This window comes from Butyrivibrio sp. CB08 (genome assembly GCF_003625485.1).
Taxonomy (GTDB): domain Bacteria; phylum Bacillota; class Clostridia; order Lachnospirales; family Lachnospiraceae; genus Butyrivibrio.
The window spans coordinates 158,363-182,831 of sequence record NZ_RAIR01000006.1 but is presented as its reverse complement, the minus strand read 5'-3'; the positions used below and the strand labels follow the sequence as shown (position 1 = coordinate 182,831).

Annotated in this window: 21 protein-coding genes; 10 read left to right on the top strand and 11 right to left on the bottom strand. The window is 40.5% G+C overall.

Translation table 11 applies throughout. The features are described 5' to 3' along the window. Positions 1-15 precede the first annotated feature (15 nt). The 3 genes from D6855_RS11960 to D6855_RS11950 all read right to left on the bottom strand — a co-directional run bounded on the left by D6855_RS11960 (position 16) and on the right by D6855_RS11950 (position 3,807). Positions 16-1,095 carry an undecaprenyldiphospho-muramoylpentapeptide beta-N-acetylglucosaminyltransferase gene (locus tag D6855_RS11960; RefSeq protein ID WP_120741378.1) on the bottom strand — a complete coding sequence of 360 codons (1,080 nt, stop codon included), beginning with the start codon at positions 1,093-1,095 and terminating at the stop codon, positions 16-18. 72 nt (positions 1,096-1,167) lie between these two features. Beyond that, positions 1,168-2,265, bottom strand: a complete 1,098-nt coding sequence (locus D6855_RS11955) for an SGNH/GDSL hydrolase family protein (RefSeq protein WP_120741376.1) — start codon at positions 2,263-2,265, stop codon at positions 1,168-1,170. 12 nt (positions 2,266-2,277) lie between these two features. Continuing rightward, a complete protein-coding gene (locus tag D6855_RS11950; RefSeq protein WP_120741374.1) occupies positions 2,278-3,807 on the bottom strand; it encodes an MBOAT family O-acyltransferase in 1,530 nt (509 codons plus the stop codon). A 107-nt stretch (positions 3,808-3,914) separates the two neighbouring features. On the opposite strand from D6855_RS11950, the gene D6855_RS11945 reads away from it, so the two are divergent. Then, positions 3,915-4,835, top strand: coding sequence for an alpha/beta hydrolase (locus D6855_RS11945; protein WP_120741372.1), 921 nt, complete (start codon positions 3,915-3,917; stop codon positions 4,833-4,835). 49 nt (positions 4,836-4,884) lie between these two features. Here D6855_RS11945 and D6855_RS11940 read toward each other — a convergent pair whose 3' ends face one another. From D6855_RS11940 to dnaA, 8 genes are all read right to left on the bottom strand, one after another. Beyond that, positions 4,885-5,646, bottom strand: a complete 762-nt coding sequence (locus tag D6855_RS11940) for an exodeoxyribonuclease III (RefSeq protein WP_120741370.1) — start codon at positions 5,644-5,646, stop codon at positions 4,885-4,887. Beyond that, positions 5,646-7,100: a GGDEF domain-containing protein gene (locus D6855_RS11935; RefSeq protein ID WP_120741368.1), complete on the bottom strand. Its 1,455-nt coding sequence runs from the start codon at positions 7,098-7,100 to the stop codon at positions 5,646-5,648. The genes D6855_RS11940 and D6855_RS11935 overlap by 1 nt, the downstream gene beginning before the upstream one ends. A 33-nt stretch (positions 7,101-7,133) precedes the next feature. Continuing rightward, complete coding sequence (gene gyrA, locus D6855_RS11930; protein ID WP_256372312.1) at positions 7,134-9,692, bottom strand: DNA gyrase subunit A; 2,559 nt, start codon at positions 9,690-9,692, stop codon at positions 7,134-7,136. 34 nt (positions 9,693-9,726) lie between these two features. Further along, positions 9,727-11,664 carry a DNA topoisomerase (ATP-hydrolyzing) subunit B gene (gyrB, locus tag D6855_RS11925; RefSeq protein WP_120741366.1) on the bottom strand — a complete coding sequence of 646 codons (1,938 nt, stop codon included), beginning with the start codon at positions 11,662-11,664 and terminating at the stop codon, positions 9,727-9,729. A gap of 10 nt (positions 11,665-11,674) precedes the next feature. Then, the gene (gene recF / locus D6855_RS11920) at positions 11,675-12,778 is read right to left on the bottom strand and encodes a DNA replication/repair protein RecF (RefSeq protein ID WP_120741364.1); all 1,104 of its coding nucleotides are present in this window, start codon (positions 12,776-12,778) and stop codon (positions 11,675-11,677) included. Beyond that, on the bottom strand, positions 12,775-12,990 hold the full coding sequence (locus D6855_RS11915) for an RNA-binding S4 domain-containing protein (RefSeq protein ID WP_120741362.1): 216 nt from the start codon (positions 12,988-12,990) through the stop codon (positions 12,775-12,777). The genes recF and D6855_RS11915 overlap by 4 nt, the downstream gene beginning before the upstream one ends. A gap of 24 nt (positions 12,991-13,014) precedes the next feature. Beyond that, positions 13,015-14,124, bottom strand: a complete 1,110-nt coding sequence (dnaN, locus tag D6855_RS11910) for a DNA polymerase III subunit beta (RefSeq protein ID WP_120741360.1) — start codon at positions 14,122-14,124, stop codon at positions 13,015-13,017. A 305-nt stretch (positions 14,125-14,429) separates the two neighbouring features. Further along, a complete protein-coding gene (gene dnaA / locus D6855_RS11905) occupies positions 14,430-15,830 on the bottom strand; it encodes a chromosomal replication initiator protein DnaA (protein ID WP_243111912.1) in 1,401 nt (466 codons plus the stop codon). A 550-nt stretch (positions 15,831-16,380) separates the two neighbouring features. On the opposite strand from dnaA, the gene rpmH reads away from it, so the two are divergent. The 9 genes from rpmH (at position 16,381) to D6855_RS11865 (ending at position 24,454) form a co-directional block, all read left to right on the top strand. After that, positions 16,381-16,515, top strand: coding sequence for a 50S ribosomal protein L34 (gene rpmH / locus D6855_RS11900; RefSeq protein WP_013282343.1), 135 nt, complete (start codon positions 16,381-16,383; stop codon positions 16,513-16,515). Between the two features lie 74 nt (positions 16,516-16,589). Continuing rightward, positions 16,590-16,937, top strand: a complete 348-nt coding sequence (gene rnpA / locus D6855_RS16815; protein ID WP_199712446.1) for a ribonuclease P protein component — start codon at positions 16,590-16,592, stop codon at positions 16,935-16,937. Beyond that, positions 16,938-17,147: a membrane protein insertion efficiency factor YidD gene (gene yidD / locus D6855_RS16810; RefSeq protein WP_022769286.1), complete on the top strand. Its 210-nt coding sequence runs from the start codon at positions 16,938-16,940 to the stop codon at positions 17,145-17,147. 38 nt (positions 17,148-17,185) lie between these two features. Next, entirely contained in the window at positions 17,186-18,493 is a 1,308-nt protein-coding gene (locus D6855_RS11890; RefSeq protein ID WP_120741358.1) for a YidC/Oxa1 family membrane protein insertase, read from the top strand. Between the two features lie 21 nt (positions 18,494-18,514). Beyond that, positions 18,515-19,273 (top strand): RNA-binding cell elongation regulator Jag/EloR, encoded by a 759-nt coding sequence (gene jag, locus D6855_RS11885; protein ID WP_120741356.1) that lies wholly within the window; start codon positions 18,515-18,517, stop codon positions 19,271-19,273. A gap of 57 nt (positions 19,274-19,330) precedes the next feature. Continuing rightward, positions 19,331-20,752, top strand: coding sequence for a tRNA uridine-5-carboxymethylaminomethyl(34) synthesis GTPase MnmE (gene mnmE / locus D6855_RS11880; RefSeq protein ID WP_120741354.1), 1,422 nt, complete (start codon positions 19,331-19,333; stop codon positions 20,750-20,752). 3 nt (positions 20,753-20,755) lie between these two features. Then, positions 20,756-22,687 carry a tRNA uridine-5-carboxymethylaminomethyl(34) synthesis enzyme MnmG gene (gene mnmG, locus D6855_RS11875; RefSeq protein ID WP_120741353.1) on the top strand — a complete coding sequence of 644 codons (1,932 nt, stop codon included), beginning with the start codon at positions 20,756-20,758 and terminating at the stop codon, positions 22,685-22,687. Then, positions 22,677-23,417 (top strand): 16S rRNA (guanine(527)-N(7))-methyltransferase RsmG, encoded by a 741-nt coding sequence (gene rsmG / locus D6855_RS11870; RefSeq protein ID WP_120741351.1) that lies wholly within the window; start codon positions 22,677-22,679, stop codon positions 23,415-23,417. The genes mnmG and rsmG overlap by 11 nt, the downstream gene beginning before the upstream one ends. A 269-nt stretch (positions 23,418-23,686) precedes the next feature. Next, positions 23,687-24,454, top strand: coding sequence for a ParA family protein (locus tag D6855_RS11865; protein WP_120741349.1), 768 nt, complete (start codon positions 23,687-23,689; stop codon positions 24,452-24,454). The last annotated feature ends 15 nt before the right edge of the window (positions 24,455-24,469 follow it).

Below are 24,469 nucleotides of genomic sequence, written 5' to 3'. Positions count from 1 at the left end.
GTTTTTACTCCAATTTTACTGAATTTCTTCGCAGATGATCTTGACAATGGTGTCAGTTGCACTGTGAAGATTACTCTTGCTCATGGCTTCCACGAACTTTTCCCTGTTGTTATAGAGCTCATCAATTGTCTCTACAAGGATATCCTCATCAAGGTCGTCGTTGTCGATAACCATTGAAAAGCCCTGCTGCTCAAAACTTCTGGCATTAAGCATCTGGTCTCCGCGACTTGACTTGGTTGAAAGCGGGATCAGGATGTTTGGCTTTTTAAGAGCTAAAAGCTCACAGATTGAGTTGGCTCCTGCTCTTGAAACAACCATGTCCGCCATGGCAAATATATCTTTTAACTCGTTCTTAACGTATTCAAACTGCTTGTATCCTGGAACAGAGAGCTTAAGGTTGTCCATCTTCTCTTTTCCACAGATATGTACCACGTTGAAATGAGGAAGAAGTCTTGGAAGTGCGTACCTTACTGTCTCGTTAACTGACTGTGCACCAAGGCTTCCACCAATTACCATAAGGATTGGCTTGTCATCTTCAAATCCGCAGAGCTTCTTGCCTGCTTCCCTTGAGCCCATTCCAAGCTCTTCTCTTATTGGTGTTCCTGTAAGTACTGCCTTCTCTGCTGGAAGTATCCTCATTGTCTCTGGGAAGTTGCAGCAGATCTTCCTTGCGCCCGTCATGCTGAGCTTGTTGGCAAGACCCGGGGTCATATCTGACTCATGAACAATGTATGGGATCTTTAAAAAGCTTGCTGCTCTTACAACTGGAACGCTTACATATCCGCCCTTTGAGAAAATAATGTCTGGATTTATCTTCTTAAGGAGCTTCCTCGCCTCGGAAAATCCCTTCATAACCCTGAAAGGATCTGAGAAATTCTTGGGATCAAAGTATCTCCTGAGCTTACCTGTGGCTATTCCAAAGTATGGAATATTGTAGTCCTCAATAAGCCTCTTCTCGATTCCGTTGTAGGATCCAATATAGTAAATTTCAAATCCCGCGTTCTTGAGGGCTGGGATCAGGGCGATGTTAGGTGTTACATGTCCTGCGCTTCCGCCGCCTGTAAGAACAATTTTCTTTGTAGCTGTTTCGCTCACGTTTATTACCTTCTTTGTAACTTTAATTGCAGTTTAATATAATATAACATTTTTTAGTTTATGTAAAAAGAGCTATTCCCACTCGTTTGCGTAGTTCAAAAGGTCATTGTCCTCGTAGTATCCGATGAGCTCATTCTGCACTTTATCTGAAAATGCCTTTACCTTATCCAGCTCTTCCTCGTAGTTGTCCATGGTAAGCTCATACTCCCCGGCAAGGATATGGTCCAGCATCCTCTTGTTGATCTCAGGTGAGAAATGAATGGTATCCATGTAGTTATCAAGGTTTGTGATGACTTCTTCCTCAGACTGGAAGCAGAAAACCCGCGCGTTTTCATGGCCAAGGAGGGCCTTTGTCATCTCTTTTTCACAGTGGATCACAGCATCTGTTTCGCCAGCTCTGTAGCTCATATCCCACCACAGCATTGAGTATGATGGATAGAAAAAGATGAACTGGGTCTCCGGGTGAGCTTCCACCTCAGAAACAAGCAGGTCAATGTTATCTGAAAGCTGCTCATCGTAGACAGATTCGTCCATCATATCTGTTACTTCCCTGGACCTATGATACAGTCCAAGGGCCATCTCTGGTCCAAAGCTCTTCCACTTGGCCCAGTTGTAGGACAGATTCTCATCATAGTCTCCCATAAAAGAGTTTGCCACCTGATATGGGATCTTCTCAAACAGTACATCCTTGTTGAACAGATACTCTATATCGTTAAAAGGATTGTTGTCGTAAAGATACATGGGACAGCCTGTTGATTCATAGGTCGTAACCGCCTGCTGGCTAAGGGAGGAAGGGTCGATGTTATAAAACACATACTTAATGTCGTGGTCCTTGAATGCTGCATCCATGAGATAGCACAGATCCGCTGTAGCGCCATAGGACCTTATGGCCTTGATGGATGTTACGCCGTAAGCATCGTTGTACCATGAATTGTCGTTGTTCTCCATTACTGAAGATCCAACGATAAGAGCGTCGTAGTCAAAATGCTTTAATGTTCCAATGCACTGATACTCCTTGTCATTAAGGACCGCCTTAAGACCAAACCATGGCTTGTGGTAGTGGTAAAAGGGGTCGAAAACAAACACTATCCCAGCTATCAGCACTAAAAGTGCCAGGATAATGGCAAATAGCCGTTTTATGAAATTGGAAGCCGTGTTTTCTTTTGCCATATTAAACTCTCATCAGTACTGGAAATAGATAAATGTGCTCACGTTAGAAAGAGAAATAAAGGACCATACAAAAACTATCGCAAGGCCAAGAGCTGTCTTTGTACTAAACTTTGTGGTCTCTAGTATTTCCCTGGTGTTCTTTCTTGTCATGATAAATCCGCTGACAGCAAGGAGAACGATCATGGTGATAAGGTAAGCCATGTTCTCACCGCCAGGCAGTCCCCCACGTAAAAAGAGCTGTCTCAAAATATAGTTCTCTCCGATCTCAAGCTTGGATGCGGTCCTGAAAATGAATCCCGGATAAGTCCAGTAGAATGCTCTCTTAAACATGGCAATAGCATAAGCCATATCCTGAGATCTGAAGAAAATAAGAGAAATCACAAACATAAGAAATGTCAGGGCGTTGGAAAGAGCTCTTGGTATCATCAAAAGAGGCTTTTCCCTGAGAAGATACCTTGGCTTCTTTGCAGAATTCTCAGCATCTACAGATGGCTTAACTCCAACGATTCCAAGGTCATCCCACACTACAAGAAGTCCCTGCATAAGGCCCCAGCAGATATATGTCCAGCCTGCGCCGTGCCATAAACCGCTAAGAACAAATACGATAAGGACGTTGATCACAGTTCTTGCTTTCCCTTTTCTGCTGCCTCCAAAAGGGATGTAAACGTACTTGATAAAGAACCTGGAGAGAGTCATGTGCCATCTCTGCCACAGCTCTTTTGAGGTTGCAGCCTTGTATGGGGAATTGAAATTGACTGGAAGTTCATAGCCAAGCATAAGGCTCACACCACCAGCCATGTCACAGTATCCTGAAAAATCAAGGTAGATCTGGAAGGTATAAGCCAGCATTACCATGATAACTGTCAGAGTATCCAGCGAATAGGTGTTCATAAAGCCGTAGTTTACTGCTTTTGCAAGGGTGTCAGCAAGAATTGCTTTTTTGCCAAGTCCGATGATAAAGCTCATAAGGCCCTTGGTGAAGCGCTCAGTGTCAAAGCGCCTAAGGCTCTTTTGTCTGAACTGATCTATCATCTCCTTGTGGAATGCGATGGGACCCTGGATCAGCTTAGGGAAGTAAGCTGTATAGAGGATATACTCAAGGAATGAGTAGTCTTTGGCCTCTCCATTTGCTCTGTCCACAATAAAAGAGATCTGACCAAAGGTAAAAAAGCTGATACCGATGGGCATAAGGATCTCTTTGGTAAAAGAGTCTGCACCTGTCACGGCGCTTACATTGTCCATGAAAAATCCAAGATATTTGTAGTAGAAAAGAAGTGAAAGATTAAAGAGTACGCCTATCACCTTTACGGCCTTAGCTGATCCAGGCGCTTTGTCTATCACAAGACTAAGAGCGTAGTTAACAGCAATGCTCACAAGCAGGATCACCAGGAATGAGATTCCAAAGGTGTAATAGTAGTACAGCGACATTCCTGTCAGAAAAATATCTGCCAGGATATACTTTTTTGACCTGTTCAGAAGATGCCAGACCACCAGGAGAATTGGCAAAAACAGGAGTATAAAATTAAAGGAATTAAAACCCATTATCCGTCTCCACGTTTAAAACTCGAAAAGAGTATATCATAATTTGTTAGTGATAGTAAAAAATGTTAATATATATTTAAATTTACAGGAAGAATAGGGACTTTTTCATGAGTAAGAAAAATACATTTCTAAAACTCGGTATATTTACCGCTCTCTTTGGCGGTGTTTATGCCTTCTCAGATTACATCTATAAGATTTCAACAAAACCCCATGAACATCATGGTGCAAACGACTTTGACCCGGCTATCACTGAGGGTCGCAGGTTTGTCAGAAATCACGTTTCAAGACAGGATGTGTTCATTGAAGCTATTGATCAGATAAGGCTCCATGCAAGCTACATTCCTGCAGCAGATGAGTCTCACAACTACGTGATCCTTATCCACGGCATCTGGGATAACCACGAATCCAACGGTATTTACGCCAAGCACTATCTTGAAAAAGGCTTTAACTGTCTTCTTCCAGATCTTAGGGGCTTTGGAGAGAGCGAAGGAGACTACATTGGCTATGGTCTCGATGACAGGCTCGACATCATGGAGTGGATCTACTGGTTGATCAAAAAGGACAAGGAGGCTAAGATAATCCTCCACGGAATGTCCATGGGCGCTGCCACAACGCTTCTTACTACAGGCGAGCACCTTCCGGAAAATGTAAAGGGCGCCATCGCAGACAGCTCCTACTCAACACTTCGCGAGCAGTTTGCTGCAACCTACAAGAGCTTCCCTGGATCTTTCCTTCCAACACCAATTGCTCTTGCAGTTTCCCGCGCTATCATCTATCTTCGCGCAGGCTATGATATCAACGATGTCACTCCAATCAAGGCTGTGGAAAAATCTGAGACACCAACTCTCTTTATCCATGGCGATGATGACAGATTTATTGATCCTCACATGTGTTCAAGGCTGTATGAAGCAGCTAGCTGCAAGAAGCAGTACTGCATGATCCTTGGCGCAGCCCACATTGAAGGAGTAGTTAAAGATCCAACCAACTACTGGCTTAAGGTGGACAGCTTTATAAACAAGATTCTCTAAAAAACAGGGCTGAGATATCCTAATATCTCAGCCTTTTTATTTTGACAGATTATTTAAGTATCAGACCAACCGGGCAGTGATCGGAACCAAGAGCATCTGCATAGATCTTAGCATCCTCCACATTTTTCATATAGCTTTCTGATACTACAAAGTAGTCGATGCGCCAGCCTGCGTTCTTGGCTCTTGAATTAAAGCGGTAGGACCACCATGAGTATGCACCCTCAAGATCAGGATAGAAATGACGGAAGCTGTCTACAAGGCCTGCTCCTACCACGTTGTCAAACTTGGCACGCTCCTCATCTGTAAATCCCGCATGTCCTCTGTTTGGCTTGGGATTCTTAAGGTCTATCTCTTTATGGGCTACGTTCAGGTCGCCGCAATATATCACTGGCTTTTTCTTTTCAAGGTTTTTGATAAATGCAAGAAAATCGTCTTCCCAGACCTGACGGTACTCAAGTCTTGATAAGTCCTCTTTCGCATTGGGAACATATACAGTTACCAGGTAGTACTGCGGATATTCTGCAGTGATGACTCTTCCCTCATGGTCGTGCTCTTCAATTCCCATTCCATAGGACACGGAAAGTGGTTTTTCTTTTGTAAAAAGAGCTGTTCCTGAGTATCCCTTTTTCTCTGCGTAGTTCCAGTACTGCTCAAAGCCTGGAAGGTCCATTTCTATCTGACCTTCCTGAAGCTTGGTCTCCTGAAGGCAGATCACATCAGGGTCTTCTTTTTTCATGAACTCATCAAAGCAGCCCTTGGAAACACAGGCTCTGAGTCCATTTACATTCCATGAAACAAGCTTTTTTGCCATTATAAATTACCTTTTATTCTCTTTAAGTTCTCGTCTGTTTCCTTGAGCATCTCACGAAGTGAGAGATTCTCTTCATGACTGAATTCGCAGACTGAGTACTGAAGGTGGTTGATATATCTTCCCGGATCATTAAGAAGCTTGGCGTTCTGACTCTGCATCTCTTCTCTAAGGGACTCAGCTCTTCCCTCTTCGTCCTCGATCATGATCACAGCAAACTCATCGCCTCTAATCCTTCCGTAGATACAGCCGTCAAATACTTCTTCAAGAATCTGAGCTACTCTCTTAACCGCTCTGTCGCCCTCTTCGTGACCAAACATCGTGTTGATCTGCTTAAGGGATTCCATGTGGATGTAGGTAACTACAGCATATTTGCCATCTACGAACTTCTCTTTCAGAAGGTCATAAGCCTTGGCGAAGAAGCCTCTTCTGTTAAGACCTCCTGTAAGATAATCCTGATCTCCAATGTGATCAAGAACTGAGTCGTCTCTTGCAAGCTCTTCCTGAACTTCATAGAGCTCTTCTGTGGTCTTCTCAAGCTCTCTCTCTATCTGTGAAAGCCTTGATACTCCGGTAATAAGGCTAACCAGGTTATCAAAATAGTAATCTACCACAACGCCTTCAATATACTCTGAGATCACAAGGCCTATCTGGTTTTCACCAACGAACAGATCTCCAAGGACGAAGGTATTTCTCTTCCCCTTTGAGAAAGTTGAGATGATCTTGTCTGTATCTAAGCGCATGTCTCCATCAGAGAAACTAACTTCCTGACCGCCAATAACAGCGCTCTTTATGTAGATCTCCTCAGGTTTTTCCCATGGATACTTGGTTGTATTTCTGATTTTCTTGTCATAGAGCAGCACTCCGCTGTTCTTGATACCGTTCTTAAGTCCGATGCCAGTAAAGATCTCATAGGCTTTATCTGTCTCATACTTCTTGTGGAAAAGAAGATAGCTTACTTCAGACAAAACTGAGAGCATTACTGACTCAGGCACTTCTTCAAATGAGAAGGTCTGAGGTGCTTCTGCTGGTGGGATTACCTGGTTCTTAACATAAAATACTGCATCGCATACAGCCTCATAGCCAAGCTGCATGGACTTTTCCTGAACATCACCAACCGGATTGACGCATGGGTATCCCTCCTGCTCTGTCAGTGTAAGCACAGGTATACCCTCAAACTTTTTAAGGAATGCTTCCCTCTTTAGGATCGTTGATTTTGAGCCGATTCTCTCGATGTCGATAATAAGCGCATCAAAGTCTGATGATCTGGCATAATCAAAGAGCGCACTATACTGGTAATCAAAGGGCTTATCGCCGCTCTTGTCATCTGACAGGATATACTTACCTGGCAGGATGACCAGGGTAATGTCTTTGTCCCTGGCGGCTTTATCAGCACCTATGATAAGATTTTTTACTTCCTTGTCTTCAAATTCTGTTACAAGAAGTCCTATGTTCATAAGATTTCCACCCCACAAGAATGTTAAAAAAGCTTATGACTCTTCTTCAACGTTTTCAGCAATATCGTCGATGTTATCGATGTCTTTTTCACCGTCAGAGATCTTCTCTCTTACCTTGGCAATCTTGGCTACGGTTACGCCCTTATCAAGGTTGATCATCTTAACACCTGATGTAACTCTTCCGTGAACGGAGATGTCGCTCATTCTGAGCTGGATGATGATTCCTGCGTTGGTGATCATCATGATCTCGTTCTCGTCGTTTACTGCCTTAACGCCTACTACATTTCCAGTCTTTTCTGTTATCTTGTAACATCTGACACCCTTACCACCTCTGAACTGGCTGTGGAATTCTGTCAGATCTGTTCTCTTTCCATATCCGTTCTCAGATACGATAAGAAGGGAATCTCCCTGAGTATCGATCTGCATTCCAACGATCTCGTCTGTATCATCAAGCATCATTCCGCGAACACCGATTGATGATCTGCCTGTTGAACGTACATCAGACTCATCGAAGTGGATACACATACCATTCTTGGTTACAAGGAATATTTCAGAATTTTTCTTTACAGTCTTAACCTCGATAAGCTCATCATCATCACGAAGGCTTATAGCTGCAAGTCCTGTCTTTCTTACATTTGAGAAGTCTGTGATAGGAGTCTTCTTAACTGTTCCCTTCTTGGTAACCATGAAAAGAGATTTCTCCTCATCCTCAAATCCTGTAACAGGGATCATGGCTGAGATCTTCTCTCCTGGTGCCAGCTGAAGAAGGTTTACAATTGCCATTCCGCGGGATGTTCTTGATGCCTCAGGAATCTGGTAAGCCTTAAGTCTGTACACTCTTCCTGTGTTTGTAAAGAACATTACGTAGTTATGGGTTGTGGTCATAAGGATATCTTCCACGAAGTCGTTCTCAATTGTTGTGATACCCTTGATTCCCTTACCACCGCGGTTCTGGGATTTGAAATTGTCAATTGACATTCTCTTGATGTATCCAAGATCTGTCATGGCAATTACAGTGTTTACGTTAGGGATGAGGTCCTCCATATCAATATCAGAGTCGTCATGGCCTATCTGTGACTTTCTGTCATCGCCGTATTTATCAGAGATCTCGATGATCTCTTTTCTGATAACTCCAAGAAGGAGCTTTCTATCTGCAAGGATAGCCTTGAGTTCTTCAATCTTCTTGAGGAGTTCAGCGTGCTCCTGTTCAAGCTTGTCTCTCTCCAAACCGGTGAGAGTACGAAGTCTCATATCAACAATAGCCTGGGCCTGAACATCGGAAAGTCCAAATCTTCCCATCAACTGCTCTTTTGCTATAGCTACTGTCTCGGATCCTCTGATGATCTTGATAACTTCGTCGATATTATCAAGGGCAATGAGCAGACCCTCTAAGATGTGGTTTCTCTCTTCTGCCTTGTTGAGGTCGTACTTGGTTCTTCTGGTAACAACCTCTTCCTGGTGCTTGATATAATGAGTGAGCATCTCAGTAATGCTCATAACCTTTGGCTGGTTATTTACAAGAGCCAGCATGATGATTCCGAAGGAATCCTGCATCTGTGTGTGCTTGTAAAGCTTGTTGAGCATGATGTTAGGGTTAACATCGCTTCTAAGCTCAATAACAACACGCATACCTTCTCTGTCTGACTCATCTCTAAGAGCTGTGATGCCATCAAGCTTTTTAAGCTTAACAAGCTCAGCGATCTTAGCGATCATGTTTGCCTTGTTTACAAGGTATGGAAGCTCGGTAACAACAATTCTGTTCTTACCACCGCTCATAGGCTCGATATCTGTAACGGCTCTTACAACTACCTTACCACGACCGGTTCTGTATGCCTCTTCAGCACCTCTTGTGCCAAGGATGATACCACCAGTTGGGAAGTCTGGAGCCTTGATGATATCAAGGATCTCTTCGATCTCTGTCTCTCTGTCTTCAACAACTCTGTTGTCGATCATCTTAACAACAGCATTAACAACCTCACGAAGGTTGTGAGGAGGTATATTTGTTGCCATTCCTACCGCAATACCGGTTGTACCATTAACCAGAAGGTTTGGATAACGGCTTGGGAGTACTGAAGGCTCTTTTTCTGTCTCATCAAAGTTTGGAACGAAGTCTACTGTATCTTTTCCGATATCAGCGATCATCTCCATAGAGATCTTGGTAAGTCTTGCCTCTGTGTATCGCATGGCAGCTGCGCCATCTCCGTCCACAGAACCAAAGTTACCATGTCCGTCTACAAGACAATATCTCATGGACCATGGCTGAGCCATGTTTACCAATGAACCGTAAATTGAGCTGTCACCATGAGGGTGATATTTACCCATTGTATCGCCGACGATACGGGCGCACTTACGATGTGGCTTGTCCGGACCGTTGTTAAGTTCGATCATTGAGTACAGGATTCTTCTCTGTACTGGCTTAAGACCGTCTCTTACATCAGGAAGCGCACGGGATGCGATTACGCTCATAGCATAATCGATATAGTCTGCTTCCATGGTCTTTTGGAGATCGACTTCCTTTATTCTGTCAGTGGTTGTCTTGTCAAAGACGTCATCTGACAGATCATTGTTGTTGATGTTGTTGTTATCAGCCATCTTATTACCTCAATTCTATGGATTTTATCAATCCTTAAATATCAAGATTCTTAACGAACTTAGCGTTCTTTTCAATGAACTCTCTTCTTGGTTCAACCTTGTCACCCATGAGAGTTGTAAATGTGACATCAATATCAGATTCGCTCTCTTCGTCGATGTTTACTCTAAGAAGAACTCTTCTGTCAGGATCCATTGTGGTCTCCCAAAGCTGCTCAGGATCCATCTCTCCAAGACCCTTGTAACGCTGGATCTTGTTGTTCTGATCTCTTCCTACATCCATGAGGATCTTGTTGAGCTCCTCATCGCTGTACGCGTACCATACCTTCTTGTTCTTCTCAAGCTTATAAAGTGGTGGCTGAGCAAGATAAACGTGACCTTCCTTGATAAGTTCTGGCATGAACCTGTACAGGAAAGTAAGCATAAGAGTTGCAATATGTGCACCATCTACGTCCGCATCAGTCATGATGATGATCTTGTCATAGCGAAGTTTATTGATATCAAAGTCGTCATGGATACCTGTTCCGAAGGCAGTTATCATGGACTTGATCTCGTTGTTGCCATAAATTCTGTCTACTCGTGCCTTCTCAACGTTGAGGATCTTACCTCTAAGAGGAAGAATGGCCTGAGTTGCTCTGCTACGAGCTGTCTTAGCTGATCCGCCCGCAGAGTCTCCCTCTACGATAAAGATCTCGCACTTTGATCTGTCAGTCTCTGAGCAGTCTGCAAGCTTACCAGGAAGACCAAAGCCGTCAAGTGCTGACTTACGTCTTGTTAAGTCTCTTGCCTTTCTTGCTGCATCTCTTGCTCTCTGAGCAAGGATTGCCTTCTCAAGGATCTGCTTAGCTACTGATGGATTCTGCTCAAGGAAGTATGTGAGCTGCTCGCCAACTATACCAGCAACAGCACCTCTTGCTTCAGAGTTACCAAGCTTTTGCTTGGTCTGTCCCTCAAACTGAGGATCCTCGATCTTGACACTGATGATAGCTGTGAGACCTTCTCTGATATCTTCACCAGAAAGATTCTCCTCGTTGTCCTTAAGCATCTTATTTGCTCTTGCATAGTCATTGAATGTCTTGGTAAGAGCAGCCTTAAAGCCCTCAAGGTGTGTACCACCTTCAGGAGTGTTGATGTTATTAACGAATGTATAGATACTCTCTGTGTATGAGTCATTGTGCTGAAGGGATACTTCAACCTGAACGTTGTTCTTGTTTCCCTCAAAGTACATGATCTCTGGATAAAGAGCTGTCTTACTCTTATTGAGGTACTGAACGAACTCACTGATACCGCCCTCGTAGTGGAAGGTCTGAACTATAGGATCCTCGCCCTCTTCAACTCTAAGGTCTGTAAGTGTTATTCTAAGGCCCTTTGTAAGGAAGGCCATTTCACGAAGTCTCTGCTTAAGTACGTTGTAATCGTAAACTGTTGTCTCTTTGAATATCAGAGCATCTGGCTTAAAGTAAACTCTTGTACCTGTTGCGTTTGATGGAGCTTCACCAACAACCTTAAGAGGATAGCAAACCTTTCCTCTCTCGTATCTTTGCTGATAAACCTTACCATCTCTTGTAACCTGAACTTCAAGCCACTCGGAAAGAGCGTTAACAACAGATGCGCCAACTCCGTGCAGACCACCAGATACCTTGTAACCTCCACCGCCAAACTTTCCACCGGCGTGAAGGATAGTAAATACTACTTCTACACCAGTAAGACCTGACTTGTGGTTAACATCAACAGGAATACCACGTCCGTTATCTTTAACAACAATGGTATTATCCTCATTGATAGTAACTTCTATGTGGTCACAAAAACCAGCAAGTGCCTCATCAACTGAGTTGTCTACTATCTCGTAAACAAGATGATGCAAGCCCCTGCTCGCTGTAGTACCAATGTACATACCAGGTCTTTTTCTTACAGCTTCAAGACCTTCAAGAATTTGAATTTGATCGGCGCCGTACTGTACTTCTTCGTTACTCATTTTTTACTCCTTAGTTTTCACTGCTTACTGTTCCGTCTGTTACTTTGAACAGTTTATCTATTTCAAATCTGTTATTTACAAATTCATCAAGACCAGTACAGGTAATGATTGTCTGGATATTACCTATCGTATTGAGAAGATAGTTCTGCCTGTTGCTGTCAAGCTCTGACAGAACGTCATCAAGCAATAGAACAGGGTTTTCTTTCTTGGACTTTTTAACTATTTCTATTTCTGACAGTTTAAGAGAAAGTGATGCTGTTCGCTGCTGTCCCTGAGAACCAAACTTCCTGATATCGATTCCATCATCGTTTTCTGCTTTCCTGACGATAAAAGAAAAATCATCTTTGTGAGGTCCCACTGTTGTCTGTTTGGCATAGATGTCTTTTTTCCTGGATGCAGAGAGCTTTTTTTCAAAGTCAGTAAGTTCCACATTGGGTTCGTAGTAAACAGACAGTAGCTCTTTTCCCCCGGTAAGCTTCTCATGAATTGGTCTTATTATTTCATTAAGCTCTGCGATGAATTTTTCTCTGGCTTTTATGATGATGGATCCATATTCACACAGCTGTTTGTCCTGAACATCAAGAAGTACGCTGTTTTCAGGGTGTTCGAACAGATCCTTTAGAACCTTATTTCTTTCTACTACAAGCTTGTTGTACTTAGAAAGGCTGTTTAAATATATCTGATCAAGCTGGCACAGCTCCATATCCATGAATCTGCGCCTCTCAGAAGGACCATTTTTAATAATGCTGAGATCTTCAGGAGAAAAGAATACAACATTCAGCATACCAATAAGATCAGAAGCTCTTTTTATCTTCTGCCCATCAATGGCGATTCCCTTGGACTTATTGCCGCGAAGGTGCATATCTACTCGATATTCTGCATTGTCCTTCTCAAGGATTGTCCTGATATGAGCTTCATCCTTACCAAAGCCTATGATTTCCTTGTCTTTACTGCCTTTGTGAGACTTAGTAGTTGCTGAAACATAGATTGCTTCCAGGATATTGGTCTTACCCTGGGCATTATCCCCATACAGAATATTGGTACCACTGCTAAAGTCTATTTTGAGATTGTCATAGTTTCTGAAATCGGCCAGTTCCAATGACTTTATGATCATTTTTCTACTTTTACCTGCGTTCCGTTAAACTCAAAAACATCTCCGTCGTAAAGCTTACGGCCTCTTCTTTCTTCTATTTCTCCGTTGACTTTAACAAGACCTGACTGAATGTCCATCTTGGCATCAACGCCAGATCCTTCAAGACCTGCCTTTTTAAGGGCCTGTCCAAGTTTAATAAAGTCATCTGTTTCTCTAAGTTTGATTGTTTCCATGAAAATCCTTTTTTATAAAAAATATTAGTCAACTGTAGTGAAGTTAACAGGAAGAACCAGGTAAATATAAGTTGAATCCTTGTCCCTGATAAAGCAAGGAGCCTTAGGGTTAACAAGATAAATATCTACAGTCTCATCCTCTATTACACGAAGTGCATCGATAAGAAACTTAGGATTGAAGCCAATCATAAGGTCCTTACCCTGCTTCTCAATATCAATTTCTTCATCCATGCTACCAATTGTGGAATTGATCTTAAGTTCCATCTTGCCATCAGTAACAGAAATGATAACAGGCTTCTTGTCTCCCTCTTTAACAAGGAGAGTTGCTCTGTCTATACAATCAAGGAATTCCTTGCGGTTGATGCTCATCTTGGTCTCGTAATCACTTGAGAGCATCTGGTCAATGCTGAAATACTCGCCTTCAATAAGTCTTGAAACAACAGTAGTCTTATCAAACTCAAATAAGACATGCTTGTCAGTAAAGAAGATACTTACCATCTTCTCAGTGCTGTCAGTTAAGATCTTGCTGATCTCTCCAAGAGTCTTACCTGGAACGATGACTTTCTTGGATGGATAACTTCCTCCAAGCTTAACCTTTCTGATGGAAATTCTGTGTCCATCAAGAGATACAAGCTTTAAGTTATCTCCATCAACTTCAAATAACTCACCACCCATCATCTTGTTGGCGTCATTCTCAGCGATAGAGAAAATTGTCTGCTGTATTACATTTCTAAGAGTAAACTGAGAAACTTCTACTCCATCGATCTTTTCAATAGTTGGAAGATAAGTAAAATCATCACCCTTTCTTCCAATGAGGTTGAACTTTGCCTTCTCGCAGCTGATGGTTACTTTACTGGAAGAATCAGATTCAATAGTAACTTCGTTATCAGGAAGCTTTCTTACGATGTCAACAAAGAGCTTGGCATCAATAGCTACAAAGCCTCTCTCTATAATATTTCCTTCTACAACTGTCTGAATACCAAGTTCCATATCATTAGCGATGAACTTGATGATTCCTTCTGTAGCATCAACAAGGATACATTCCAGAACAGACATTGTTGTCTTAGAAGGAACTGCTTTTGAAACGATCTGCAGTCCACTCACAAGATTAGACTTAGAGCATGCGAATTTCATTTGGATAATACTCCCTTCGAGTTTATAACTATAAAATAATTATTAATAAATAATAAAAACAGTATTAATAGATGTTGATATGTGTAAAACCTATTCTATTATACAATTTAAAAGGCTTTTTTACAAATTTTTAGCTGTTGAAAACAAAAAATTAGATGTTGAAAAGTTAAGAGTTATAAACAAGGCAAATTTTTGAAAAAAAGGGTGGAAAATACTTATCCACCCTTAATCAACATTTTATCCTCTGACAATTCACTTTTTTGTTCCAACTTATCCACAATATGTGGGTTAAAAATGTTTAAAACTTAAAGAGAAGGATTGAGTTTCTTAACAATTATGTCTAAGTTCTTGTTAAGATCTTCATCACCAGGAATCATAGATTTGATTTTGCTGATTCCACTCATAACAGTTGTGTGATCTTTTTTGCCAAGAAGCTTACCAATTTCTTCTAAAGAAGCATCAGTATGTTCTCTGCAAAGATACATTATTACCTGGCGAGGAAGAACAATCTCTGCGTTTCTCTTTTTGGAAACCACATCGTCCTTCTTGATACCATACTGCTCGCAGACAGTATCAACGATGAGCTGTGGTGTAATAACCTTGGTTGTATCTGGAGAGATGATATCCTTTAATGCATCCTTGGCATTATCTAAAGTAATCTCTACATTGTTAAGTCTTGAGTGAGCAATTATCTTGGTGAGAGCACCTTCAAGTTCTCTGATGTTTGACTTGATGTTGGTAGCAACATAGTCAATTACATCATCGCCAATGCTGCGACCATAGTTCTCAGCGTTCTTACGAAGGATAGCAACCCTTGTCTCATAGTCAGGAGACTGGATATCTGCGATAAGGCCCATCTCGAATCTTGATCTGAATCTCTCTTCAAGGGTTTCCATTTCCTTAGGTGGTCTGTCAGATGAAAGTATGATCTGCTTACCAGCCTGATGAAGAGCATTAAATGTGTGGAAGAACTCTTCCTGAGTTGATTCCTTACCAATGATGAACTGAACGTCATCAACCATGAGAACATCTACAGTTCTGTATTTCTCACGAAGTCTTGTCATGTTCTCAGCTCTTGAGCTTCTGATGGATTCGATAACTTCGTTGGTGAACTGCTCTGATGTTACATATAAAACCTTGGCACGTGGATTGTGCTCAATGATGAAATGTCCGATTGAATGCATAAGGTGGGTCTTACCAAGTCCAGGTCCTCCATAGAGGAAGAGAGGATTGTAAGAAATTCCAGGAGACTCAGCAACTGCCAGTGAAGCAGAGTGAGCAAACTTGTTGTTGCTGCCTACAACGAAGGTATCAAATCTATATCTTGGATTAAGATTTGCCTGTTCATAGACAACATTAGAAGAAGATTGGGTTTCTTCGTTGACTGATGATATATTTTCATGTGTTTCTTCATTATTAATAGTGTCCTTGTTTAATATGAAAGAAACATCAACCATTGATTCCAAAAATTCAGAGATAGTAACCTTAAAGAAATCAACGTAGTGATTAACGATATATGTAAGTGCAAAAGAATTGTCTGATGGAATTAAAATCTTGACTGTGTTTTCTTCAAAACCATAGACGGTAAGTGGATCAATCCATGTCTTATAAGAAATATCAGTGATACCAGCTTCATTTTTGATGGTATTCTTGATGGATTCCCAATTTACCTTTAATTTCTCAACGATTTCAGTAGATGATTGCATATAAAAATTCCCCAACAAAGCATAAATTTAGACTTTTTCTATTTTATATTAAATGCCCCTAAATATCAAACAGACTCAAATTGTGGATAACTTTTTTTAAAATCTGTTGAAAAATGATTTAAAAATCAGGCTGTGGAAAAACTACCTATTTTCCACTTTTAAATATCTACCGCCAGAAGTGGCTTAAATACTTGATTTTTGATTATATGTGTCCAATTTATGTACAGCTTTTTCCACAAAATCCAGAAAAAATGTGGATATCTTTCGATAAAAATTAATTATTCACAAGTTATCCACAAAATCAACATTTTGATGTGGATAATTTTTTATGCCACTATATGTTGTTCAATATTTTTTCAAAAAAATCCAAATTATTTTTTCATCTATAATCCTTGGATTAATGGCTTGACCAAGCCGATTTTATCTATTATAATGATAAAGATTTTTTCCACACAGGATGTAATCAATTGACAATTTTGAGATCATTATCTCATTTAATGGACCTTTAAATCATATAAGGTTAGTCTGTTTAAGAAGGAGGTGTTTTAATATGAAGATGACATTCCAGCCTCATAAGCTTCAGAGAGCCAGAGTTCATGGTTTCAGAGCTAGAATGGCTACTAAGGGCGGCAGAAAGGTTCTTGCTGCTAGAAGAGCTAAGGGAAGAAAGAGATTATCAGCATGATTTTAAAGGTCACATATATGTGACCTTTTTTCATCTCATGGATAATCTGTTTTCCTTATTAGAAGGATGAGACTATGCTTTTTTCAGATTCAATGAAAAAGACAGGTGATTTCCGAAACTGTTATGAGAATGGCAAAAGCTATGCCAACAAATTTATAGTAATGTATGTGTGGGAAAATGGAACTTCTTGTAACAAGCTAGGAATATCATGCAGTAAAAAAGTAGGGAACAGTGTTGTAAGGCACAGATTTGCAAGACTTGTTCGAGAATCTTACCGACTACATGAAGATATGTTCAATAGTGGTTTGGACATAGTAGTCGTTGCCAGAGCCTGTGCGCAGGACGCCACATATTTTGATATTGAGGAGTCGCTGATGAATCTGGCTGGGAAGGCCCGCATAAGAAAAAATGGCGGTATTTAGATGAAAGAGATATTAATCTTTTTGATCAAACTTTATAGGAAGTACATTTCTCCATTAAAGAGAACAAAATGTCCATACATTCCAACATGTTCTGAGTATGGACTGGAAGCAATAGAAAAATATGGAGCTATTAAAGGGGGACTGCTTGCAGCATGGAGGATACTCAGATGTAATCCATTCTCAAGTGGCGGGTACGATCCGGTTCCATAATTTTTGGGTAATTATTTGTGTATTAGAGGAGGCGAATTTTGACGGGAGTTTTACTTACCCAGTATCAGGGTAGAATCGTAGGACCAGTAGCCTGGCTTCTTGGTCATCTTATGAATGGCATTTTCAATGTGCTGAATGCGATCGGTATTCCTAACATTGGTCTTGCTATTATCATTTTTACTATCGTAATTTATTTATGTCTTTTACCATTGACATACAAACAGCAGAAGTTTTCTAAGCTTCAGAGCAAGATGAGCCCTGAACTTCAGGCTATTCAGGCCAAGTACAAGGGCAAAAAAGATAACGACTCAATGATGGCTATGCAGCAGGAGACCAAAGAGGTCTATGCTAAGTATGGTGTATCTCAGACAGGTAGCTGCCTGCAGCTCCTTATCCAGATGCCTATTCTGTTTGCCCTTTATCGTGTTATCTTTTCAATGCCAGCTTACGTTACAATCGTAAGAGATGCTTTTTCACCACTTGTTGAGGATCTTATCGGAACAAGCGGAGCAGCTGAGTTTATTCAGACACTCTCAAGTGCTAATCAGTACAAAAAGCAGTTCACTGATGCTGCATTTACATCAGGTGATACAACTTATATCAAGAATACTTTCATTGATGTTCTCAATAAAGCTTCATCAACTGACTGGACTAACTTAACAAATCAGTTCCCAGCACTTACATCTTCTATTGAGAATACTCATACAGCACTTCTTAGATTCAACAATTTCCTTGGTCTTAACATTGGTGATACACCTATGTTTACCATCAGGGATGCTTTTGCAAATAAGAACTTCCTTCTTTTAATAGGAGGAATCATTATTCCTTTACTTGCTGCACTTACACAGTGGATCAATGTTAAACTTATGCCTCAGCCAGCTGATAATGGCAAGGCTAATCCTGACGATCCTACAGCTCAGATGCAGCAGTCAATGAAGACTATGAATCTCATGATGCCTATCATGTCAGCAGTATTTTGCTTAAATCTTCCTGCTGGTATGGGTATCTACTGGATTGCTGGTGCGGTTGTAAGATCATTCCAGCAGATTATTATCAACAGACACATTGATAAGATCGATATCGATGCTGAGATTGCCAAGAATACAGCTAAGTACAAAGAGAAGCTTGAGAAGCAGAAGACAACTAAGCAGATGAATATGTACGCTAACCTTTCTACAAGAAACAGCGACCTTAACACTGTTAAGAATTCTTCTATAAGCGAAGCTGAGAAAGAGCAGCAGCTCAAGAAAGCTCAGGATGTTTACTCAAACAAGAACATCCGCAAGGATTCTCTTTTAGCTAAGGCAAATATGGTAAAAGAGTTTAACGAACAGAATTCAAAATAATACCTTTTATGAGGAGGAAATATGGAATATCAGGAGTTTTCCGCAAAAAATGTGGATGATGCTATAACAGAAGCTTGCGAAACACTTATGGTTACAAGCGACAGACTTGATTATGAAGTAGTTTCAAATGGTTCTTCAGGATTCCTTGGAATCGCTAGTAAGCCAGCAGTTATCAAGGCCAGAATCAAAGAGGAAAATGCAGAGGCTCCAGTTAAGGAACCAGTAAGTGCTCCTAAGGAAACCAAGAAAGAAGCTAAGAAAGAAACAAAAGAAGTAGTAAAAGAAGAGAAAAAGGCAGAAGCTCCTAAGTCAGAAGTTAATGGCGATGAGCTTATCGCAAAAGCAAACGCTTTCTTAAAAGAAGTCTTCGAAGCCATGAAGATGGAAGTTAAGGTAGATACCAAGTTCAATGCACAGGAGAACATTCTTGATGTTGAACTTAGTGGAGCAGAGATGGGAGTTCTCATCGGTAAGAGAGGACAGACTCTTGACTCACTTCAGTATCTGATCTCACTGGTAGTTAACAGAGATGTTCAGGATTACATTCATGTAAAAGTTGATACAGAGAATTATCGTGAAAGAAGAAAGGCTACTCTTGAGAACCTTGCTAAGAATATTTCAATTAAGGTTAAGAAGACAAGACAGTCAGTTGCTCTTGAGCCAATGAATCCTTATGAGAGAAGGATCATTCACTCAGCTCTTCAGAACGACAGATATGTTACAACTCACAGTGAAGGTGATGAGCCTTTCAGAAGAGTAGTTGTTACTTTAAAGAAATAATCTTAACTAGATACCCCTCGAGCCTTTGTCTTGAGGGGTTTTGTTTAGGTAAAAAATATGGGAAACATACTTAACAGTTTTAATGATGACACAATCTGTGCAATCGCAACAGCCATGTCTGATGCAGGAATTGGAATCATCAGAGTTAGTGGTAAGGATGCGCTTTCTATCTGCTCTAAGATCTATATATCCGGGAAAAGAGAAAAAGACCTCCTTTCACATACACCCAATTCCATAAAGTATGGTTTTATTTGTGATGGAGACAGAATAGTTGATGAGGTCATGATCTCTTATATGAAAGCTCCTCATTCCTATACCTGTGAAGATGTGATCGAGATCAATTCCCACGGCGGAATGCTTGTGATGAATGAGATCCTTTCTCTTCTTTTGCAGAGTGGATGCAGACTTGCTGAACCTGGTGAGTTTACCAAGAGAGCTTTTTTAAATGGCAGGATTGATCTCACAAAAGCTGAAGCTGTCATGGATATCATTGAAGCTCAGAACAGATTTGCCCTTGAAAGTTCAAGAGCACAGCTTTCTGGAAATATATATAATGAAGTTACAAGTCTTCGTAAAGACATCATCTACCAGATGGCTTACATTGAATCTGCTCTTGATGATCCGGAGAACTATGATCTTACTGGATATTCTGATCAGTTAAAAGATAAGTTACTTCCCATGATCAATAAAATTTCATCTCTCCTTAAATCTGCTGATGAAGGTATGATAAGGAAGGATGGAATTAAAACTGTTATTATTGGAAAACCAAATGCTGGTAAGTCCTCACTTTTAAATGCTCTTTCAGGTAGTGAGAGAGCAATCGTTACAGATATTGCTGGAACAACAAGAGATGTCATTGAAGAGACAGTACGTCTTGATGATATTGTTCTTAACCTCATTGATACAGCAGGAATTAGAGAAACAGAAGATCTCATTGAAAAGATTGGTGTGGACAGGGCAAAAGAGAAAATCGAAGAGGCAGATCTTTGCCTTTACGTTCTGGATTCCACATCAGATGTAGAAGATATTGATAAGGATATCTTTAAACTCTGCGAAGGTAAGAAGACCATTGTTATACTTAACAAGAACGACTTAACTCCTGAGATTAAAATATCAAAAGATATCCTTCCTATGCTGTTTTCAGGTAGTGACACCATAGATTTTCCTGTCATCACTACTTCTTTACTTAATAGAGAAGGTTTAGATGACCTAAAGGCCGCAATTACTGATCTTTTCTTTAATGGCGACCTTGCTCCAAAGCAGGAGATCTATATTACAAACCTTCGTCACAAGAAACTGCTTGAAGAAGCAGCGGGTAGTTTACAGCTTGTAGTTGAAAGCATAGATAAAGATCTTTCTGAAGATTTTTATACTATCGATCTTAGTAATGCATATTCATCTCTTGGAGAGATCATCGGAGAAGAAGTTGGTGATGATCTTGTTGAAGAGATTTTTTCAAAGTTCTGTATGGGTAAATAATTTATGTTGGAAGTTAGAGAAAAAATTGATGTGGCAATAGTTGGTGCAGGTCACGCTGGTTGTGAGGCAGCTCTTGCTTGTGCAAGACTTGGTCTTGAAACAGTGATCTTTACTATGAGCGCCGACAATATTGCATTCATGCCATGTAACCCTCATATTGGTGGTTCATCAAAGGGTCATCTTGTAAGAGAGATCGATGCTCTTGGCGGAGAGATGGGAAAGGTTATCGATAAAGCATTCCTTCAGTCCAAGATGCTGAACACTTCTAAGGGTCCTGCTGTTCATTCCCTCCGTTGCCAGGCTGACAAGATGGAATACTCCAAAGAGATGAGAAGGATTCTTGAAGCTCAGGATCATCTCACCATCAAGCAGGCTGAAGTGTCCGAACTTTTATATGAGGATATTGCTGATGAATCATTAAAGCATCAGGGATATGAGAGAAGGATAACTGGTGTTAAGATTTTTTCCGGAATAATTTATGAAGCCAAGGCTGTTATTCTTTGTACCGGAACATATCTTAAGAGCAGATGTCTTACTGGTGAAGCCATTACCTATAGTGGACCAAATGGACTTCAGCCATCTAATCTTTTATCAGCCTCATTAATAACGGCTGGTATTGAACTTAGAAGATTCAAGACCGGAACGCCTGCAAGAATGGATGGCAACAGTATCGATTACTCCAAAATGGAAGAGCAGTTTGGAGATGATCCTGTTATTCCATTTTCTTTTGATACAGATCCAGCAGATGTACAGAAACCTCAGGTTTCATGCTGGCTCACATATACCAACGAAAAAACACATGATATTATACGTAATAACATTGACAGATCACCTATCTATGCTGGTGTCATTGAAGGCGTTGGACCAAGGTACTGTCCTTCAATAGAGGATAAGGTAGTTAAGTTCCCGGACCATGAGAGACATCAGGTGTTTGTTGAGCCTGAAGGAACTTATACTAATGAGATGTACATTGATGGTATGTCATCTTCACTTCCAGAGGATGTTCAGCTTGCTATGTACAGAACTGTTCCTGGTCTTGAGAACTGTAAGATAGTTAAGTGTGCATATGCTATTGAGTACGACTGTCTCTGCCCGGGTCAGCTTCATCCAACTCTTGAGCTCAAGAAGATAAGAGGGCTTTTCTCCGCTGGCCAGTTCAATGGTTCAAGTGGATACGAAGAAGCTGCAGCTCAGGGTCTTTATGCTGGTATTAATGCAGCCATGGAGATCTTGGGAAAAGAGTTCCTTTCTATCGACAGATCTGAAGGTTATATTGGTGTACTTGTCGATGACCTTGTTACAAAAGAAAACCTTGAGCCTTATAGAATGATGACTTCACGTGCTGAGTACAGACTTCTCCTTAGACAGGACAATGCTGACTTAAGACTCAGATCAAAGGGTTATGAGGTTGGACTTATAAGTCAGGAAAAGTACGATGCTCTTTTAAAGAAACAGGAACTTATTAACTCTGAAGTAGAACGACTTAAGAAAACAAAGGTTGGAGCCAATGCTTCCATGCAGTCCTTCATGGAGAAGAACAACTCAACTCCTTTAAAGACTGCCACATCTCTTGCTGAACTTATCTGCAGACCCGAGTTTAATTATGACAACATAAGTGAGATCGATCCTGACAGACAGGATCTTCCAGCTGATGTTAAGGAGCAGGTTGAGATCACCATAAGGTATGAAGGATATATCAGCAGACAGCTTCGACAGGTTGAACAGTTCAAGAAGCTGGAAAAGAAATTAATACCAGCTGATATTGATTATAATGATGTAAGTAGTCTCCGCCTTGAAGCAAGACAGAAGCTTGAGAAGTTCAGACCAACCAATATCGGACAGGCATCCAGAATAGGTGGAGTCAATCCTGCTGATATTACAGTACTTGTCATTTACCTTGATTCCATAAAAAGAGGACAAGCTAATGAGGAATAAATACGAACAGATGCTAAGGGACTTTTCTTCTCTTGGCATTGAACTTTCAGATAAACAGCTTCAGCAATTTGATAAGTACTATGAACTTCTTATCAAGTGGAATGAGGTTATGAACCTTACAGCTATTACTGAGTTTAGTGATGTTTGTAAACTACACTTTGTGGATAGTATTTCCAGCTATAACTATTTTGATTTTTCTGCTTCTGATTATTCACTTATAGATATTGGTACGGGAGCAGGCTTTCCGGGAATTCCACTAAAGATTGTTTTCCCAAATCTTAATGTGACTCTTCTTGATTCATTGAACAAGAGACTTAACTTCCTCAATGAAGTTATAGATGATTTATCCTTAAATGAACAGGGTAGTATCAAAACTGTTCATGGAAGAGCAGAAGATCATTGTGCTCCTAAGGAAGGTTCACTAAGAGAGACTTTCGATATTGCTGTTTCCAGAGCAGTTGCTAATATGTCCACTCTTTCAGAATATTGCCTTCCATATGTTAAGGTCGGTGGAAGGTTTATTGCTTATAAGAGTGAGAAAGCTCAGGATGAACTCAAGGCTGCTAAGGGTGCTTTACATTTACTTGGCGGTAAGCTTGTGTCTGCTGAAGAATTTCTTTTACCAGATTCTGACGTAAGTAGAACTATCTGTATAGTTGATAAGGTTGAAACTACTTCTAAGAAGTATCCTCGCAAAGCAGGTACACCTTCTAAACAACCATTATCCTAAATATAGATTTATACTTTCTTTAGTTTCACGTGAAACATTCAAATCCGGAACAATTTGTAATACTAAAAATTGTTTCACGTGAAACATTAATACCCAAGATATTGTGGAAGTTTCACGTGAAACATTTTTGAAACACAAAATTGTATATTTTAGTGAAACATTTTTTGACACCTATATCTAGTACCAGGGTAAAAATATAAGTAATTTTATTCTATAGATTATAAATTGTGTTACAATCTATATAGCGTTTTGAGTAAAGTGGAGGAAATATGGGAAGAGTAATTGCGATAGCAAACCAGAAGGGTGGAGTAGGTAAGACTACAACTTCTATCAATCTTTCAGCAGCTCTTGGAGAAAAAGGAAAGAAGGTTCTTGTTATTGATACTGATCCACAGGGTAATACAACCAGTGGTCTTGGACTTGATAAGAATGAACTTGAGAATACCATCTATGAACTGCTCATCGGAGAGATAACCATTGACGAAGCAATCACAAAAGATGTTTGTGAGAATGTGGATATCATACCATCAAATGTAAACCTTGCAGCTGTGGAGATAGAACTTATCGATGCAGAGGACAAGGAGTTTATTCTTAAGAATGCAATCAGCGGTGTAAAAGATAATTATGACTTTATCATAATTGACTGCCCACCATCTCTTAGTATGTTGACTGTCAATGCTATGACAACGGCCAACACAGTTCTTGTTCCAATTCAGTGTGAGTATTATGCTCTTGAAGGACTCAGCCAGTTGGTTCACACAGTTAATCTTGTTAAGGACAGACTGAATCCTGATCTTGAAATGGAAGGTGTTGTCTTCACAATGTTTGATTCCAGAACAAATCTCTCTCTTCAGGTAGTAGAGAATGTTAAGGAACACATTGAGGAGAATGTATATAAGACTATCATCCCAAGAAACATTCGTCTTGCAGAAGCACCCAGTTATGGAATGCCAATCAACCAGTACGAACCCAAGTCAGCTGGTGCTGAGGCATATAGACTTCTTGCAGCAGAAGTAATAGAAAGAAAATTCAACTAATAACCCTGGAGGAAA

What these genes read in the sequence shown, in the direction of transcription:
- D6855_RS11865 (WP_120741349.1), top strand. Translation starts at nt 23,687, where the DNA reads ATGGGAAGAGTAATTGCGATAGCAAACCAGAAGGGTGGAGTAGGTAAG.
- gyrA (WP_256372312.1), bottom strand. Translation starts at nt 9,692, where the DNA reads ATGGCTGATAACAACAACATCAACAACAATGATCTGTCAGATGACGTC.
- gyrB (WP_120741366.1), bottom strand. Translation starts at nt 11,664, where the DNA reads ATGAGTAACGAAGAAGTACAGTACGGCGCCGATCAAATTCAAATTCTT.
- mnmG (WP_120741353.1), top strand. Translation starts at nt 20,756, where the DNA reads ATGTTGGAAGTTAGAGAAAAAATTGATGTGGCAATAGTTGGTGCAGGT.
- yidD (WP_022769286.1), top strand. Translation starts at nt 16,938, where the DNA reads ATGAAAGAGATATTAATCTTTTTGATCAAACTTTATAGGAAGTACATT.
- D6855_RS11955 (WP_120741376.1), bottom strand. Translation starts at nt 2,265, where the DNA reads ATGGCAAAAGAAAACACGGCTTCCAATTTCATAAAACGGCTATTTGCC.
- mnmE (WP_120741354.1), top strand. Translation starts at nt 19,331, where the DNA reads ATGGGAAACATACTTAACAGTTTTAATGATGACACAATCTGTGCAATC.
- D6855_RS11915 (WP_120741362.1), bottom strand. Translation starts at nt 12,990, where the DNA reads ATGGAAACAATCAAACTTAGAGAAACAGATGACTTTATTAAACTTGGA.
- jag (WP_120741356.1), top strand. Translation starts at nt 18,515, where the DNA reads ATGGAATATCAGGAGTTTTCCGCAAAAAATGTGGATGATGCTATAACA.
- D6855_RS11940 (WP_120741370.1), bottom strand. Translation starts at nt 5,646, where the DNA reads ATGGCAAAAAAGCTTGTTTCATGGAATGTAAATGGACTCAGAGCCTGT.
- rnpA (WP_199712446.1), top strand. Translation starts at nt 16,590, where the DNA reads ATGCTTTTTTCAGATTCAATGAAAAAGACAGGTGATTTCCGAAACTGT.
- dnaN (WP_120741360.1), bottom strand. Translation starts at nt 14,124, where the DNA reads ATGAAATTCGCATGCTCTAAGTCTAATCTTGTGAGTGGACTGCAGATC.
- dnaA (WP_243111912.1), bottom strand. Translation starts at nt 15,830, where the DNA reads ATGCAATCATCTACTGAAATCGTTGAGAAATTAAAGGTAAATTGGGAA.
- D6855_RS11945 (WP_120741372.1), top strand. Translation starts at nt 3,915, where the DNA reads ATGAGTAAGAAAAATACATTTCTAAAACTCGGTATATTTACCGCTCTC.
- D6855_RS11950 (WP_120741374.1), bottom strand. Translation starts at nt 3,807, where the DNA reads ATGGGTTTTAATTCCTTTAATTTTATACTCCTGTTTTTGCCAATTCTC.
- recF (WP_120741364.1), bottom strand. Translation starts at nt 12,778, where the DNA reads ATGATCATAAAGTCATTGGAACTGGCCGATTTCAGAAACTATGACAAT.
- D6855_RS11935 (WP_120741368.1), bottom strand. Translation starts at nt 7,100, where the DNA reads ATGAACATAGGACTTCTTGTAACAGAATTTGAAGACAAGGAAGTAAAA.
- rsmG (WP_120741351.1), top strand. Translation starts at nt 22,677, where the DNA reads ATGAGGAATAAATACGAACAGATGCTAAGGGACTTTTCTTCTCTTGGC.
- rpmH (WP_013282343.1), top strand. Translation starts at nt 16,381, where the DNA reads ATGAAGATGACATTCCAGCCTCATAAGCTTCAGAGAGCCAGAGTTCAT.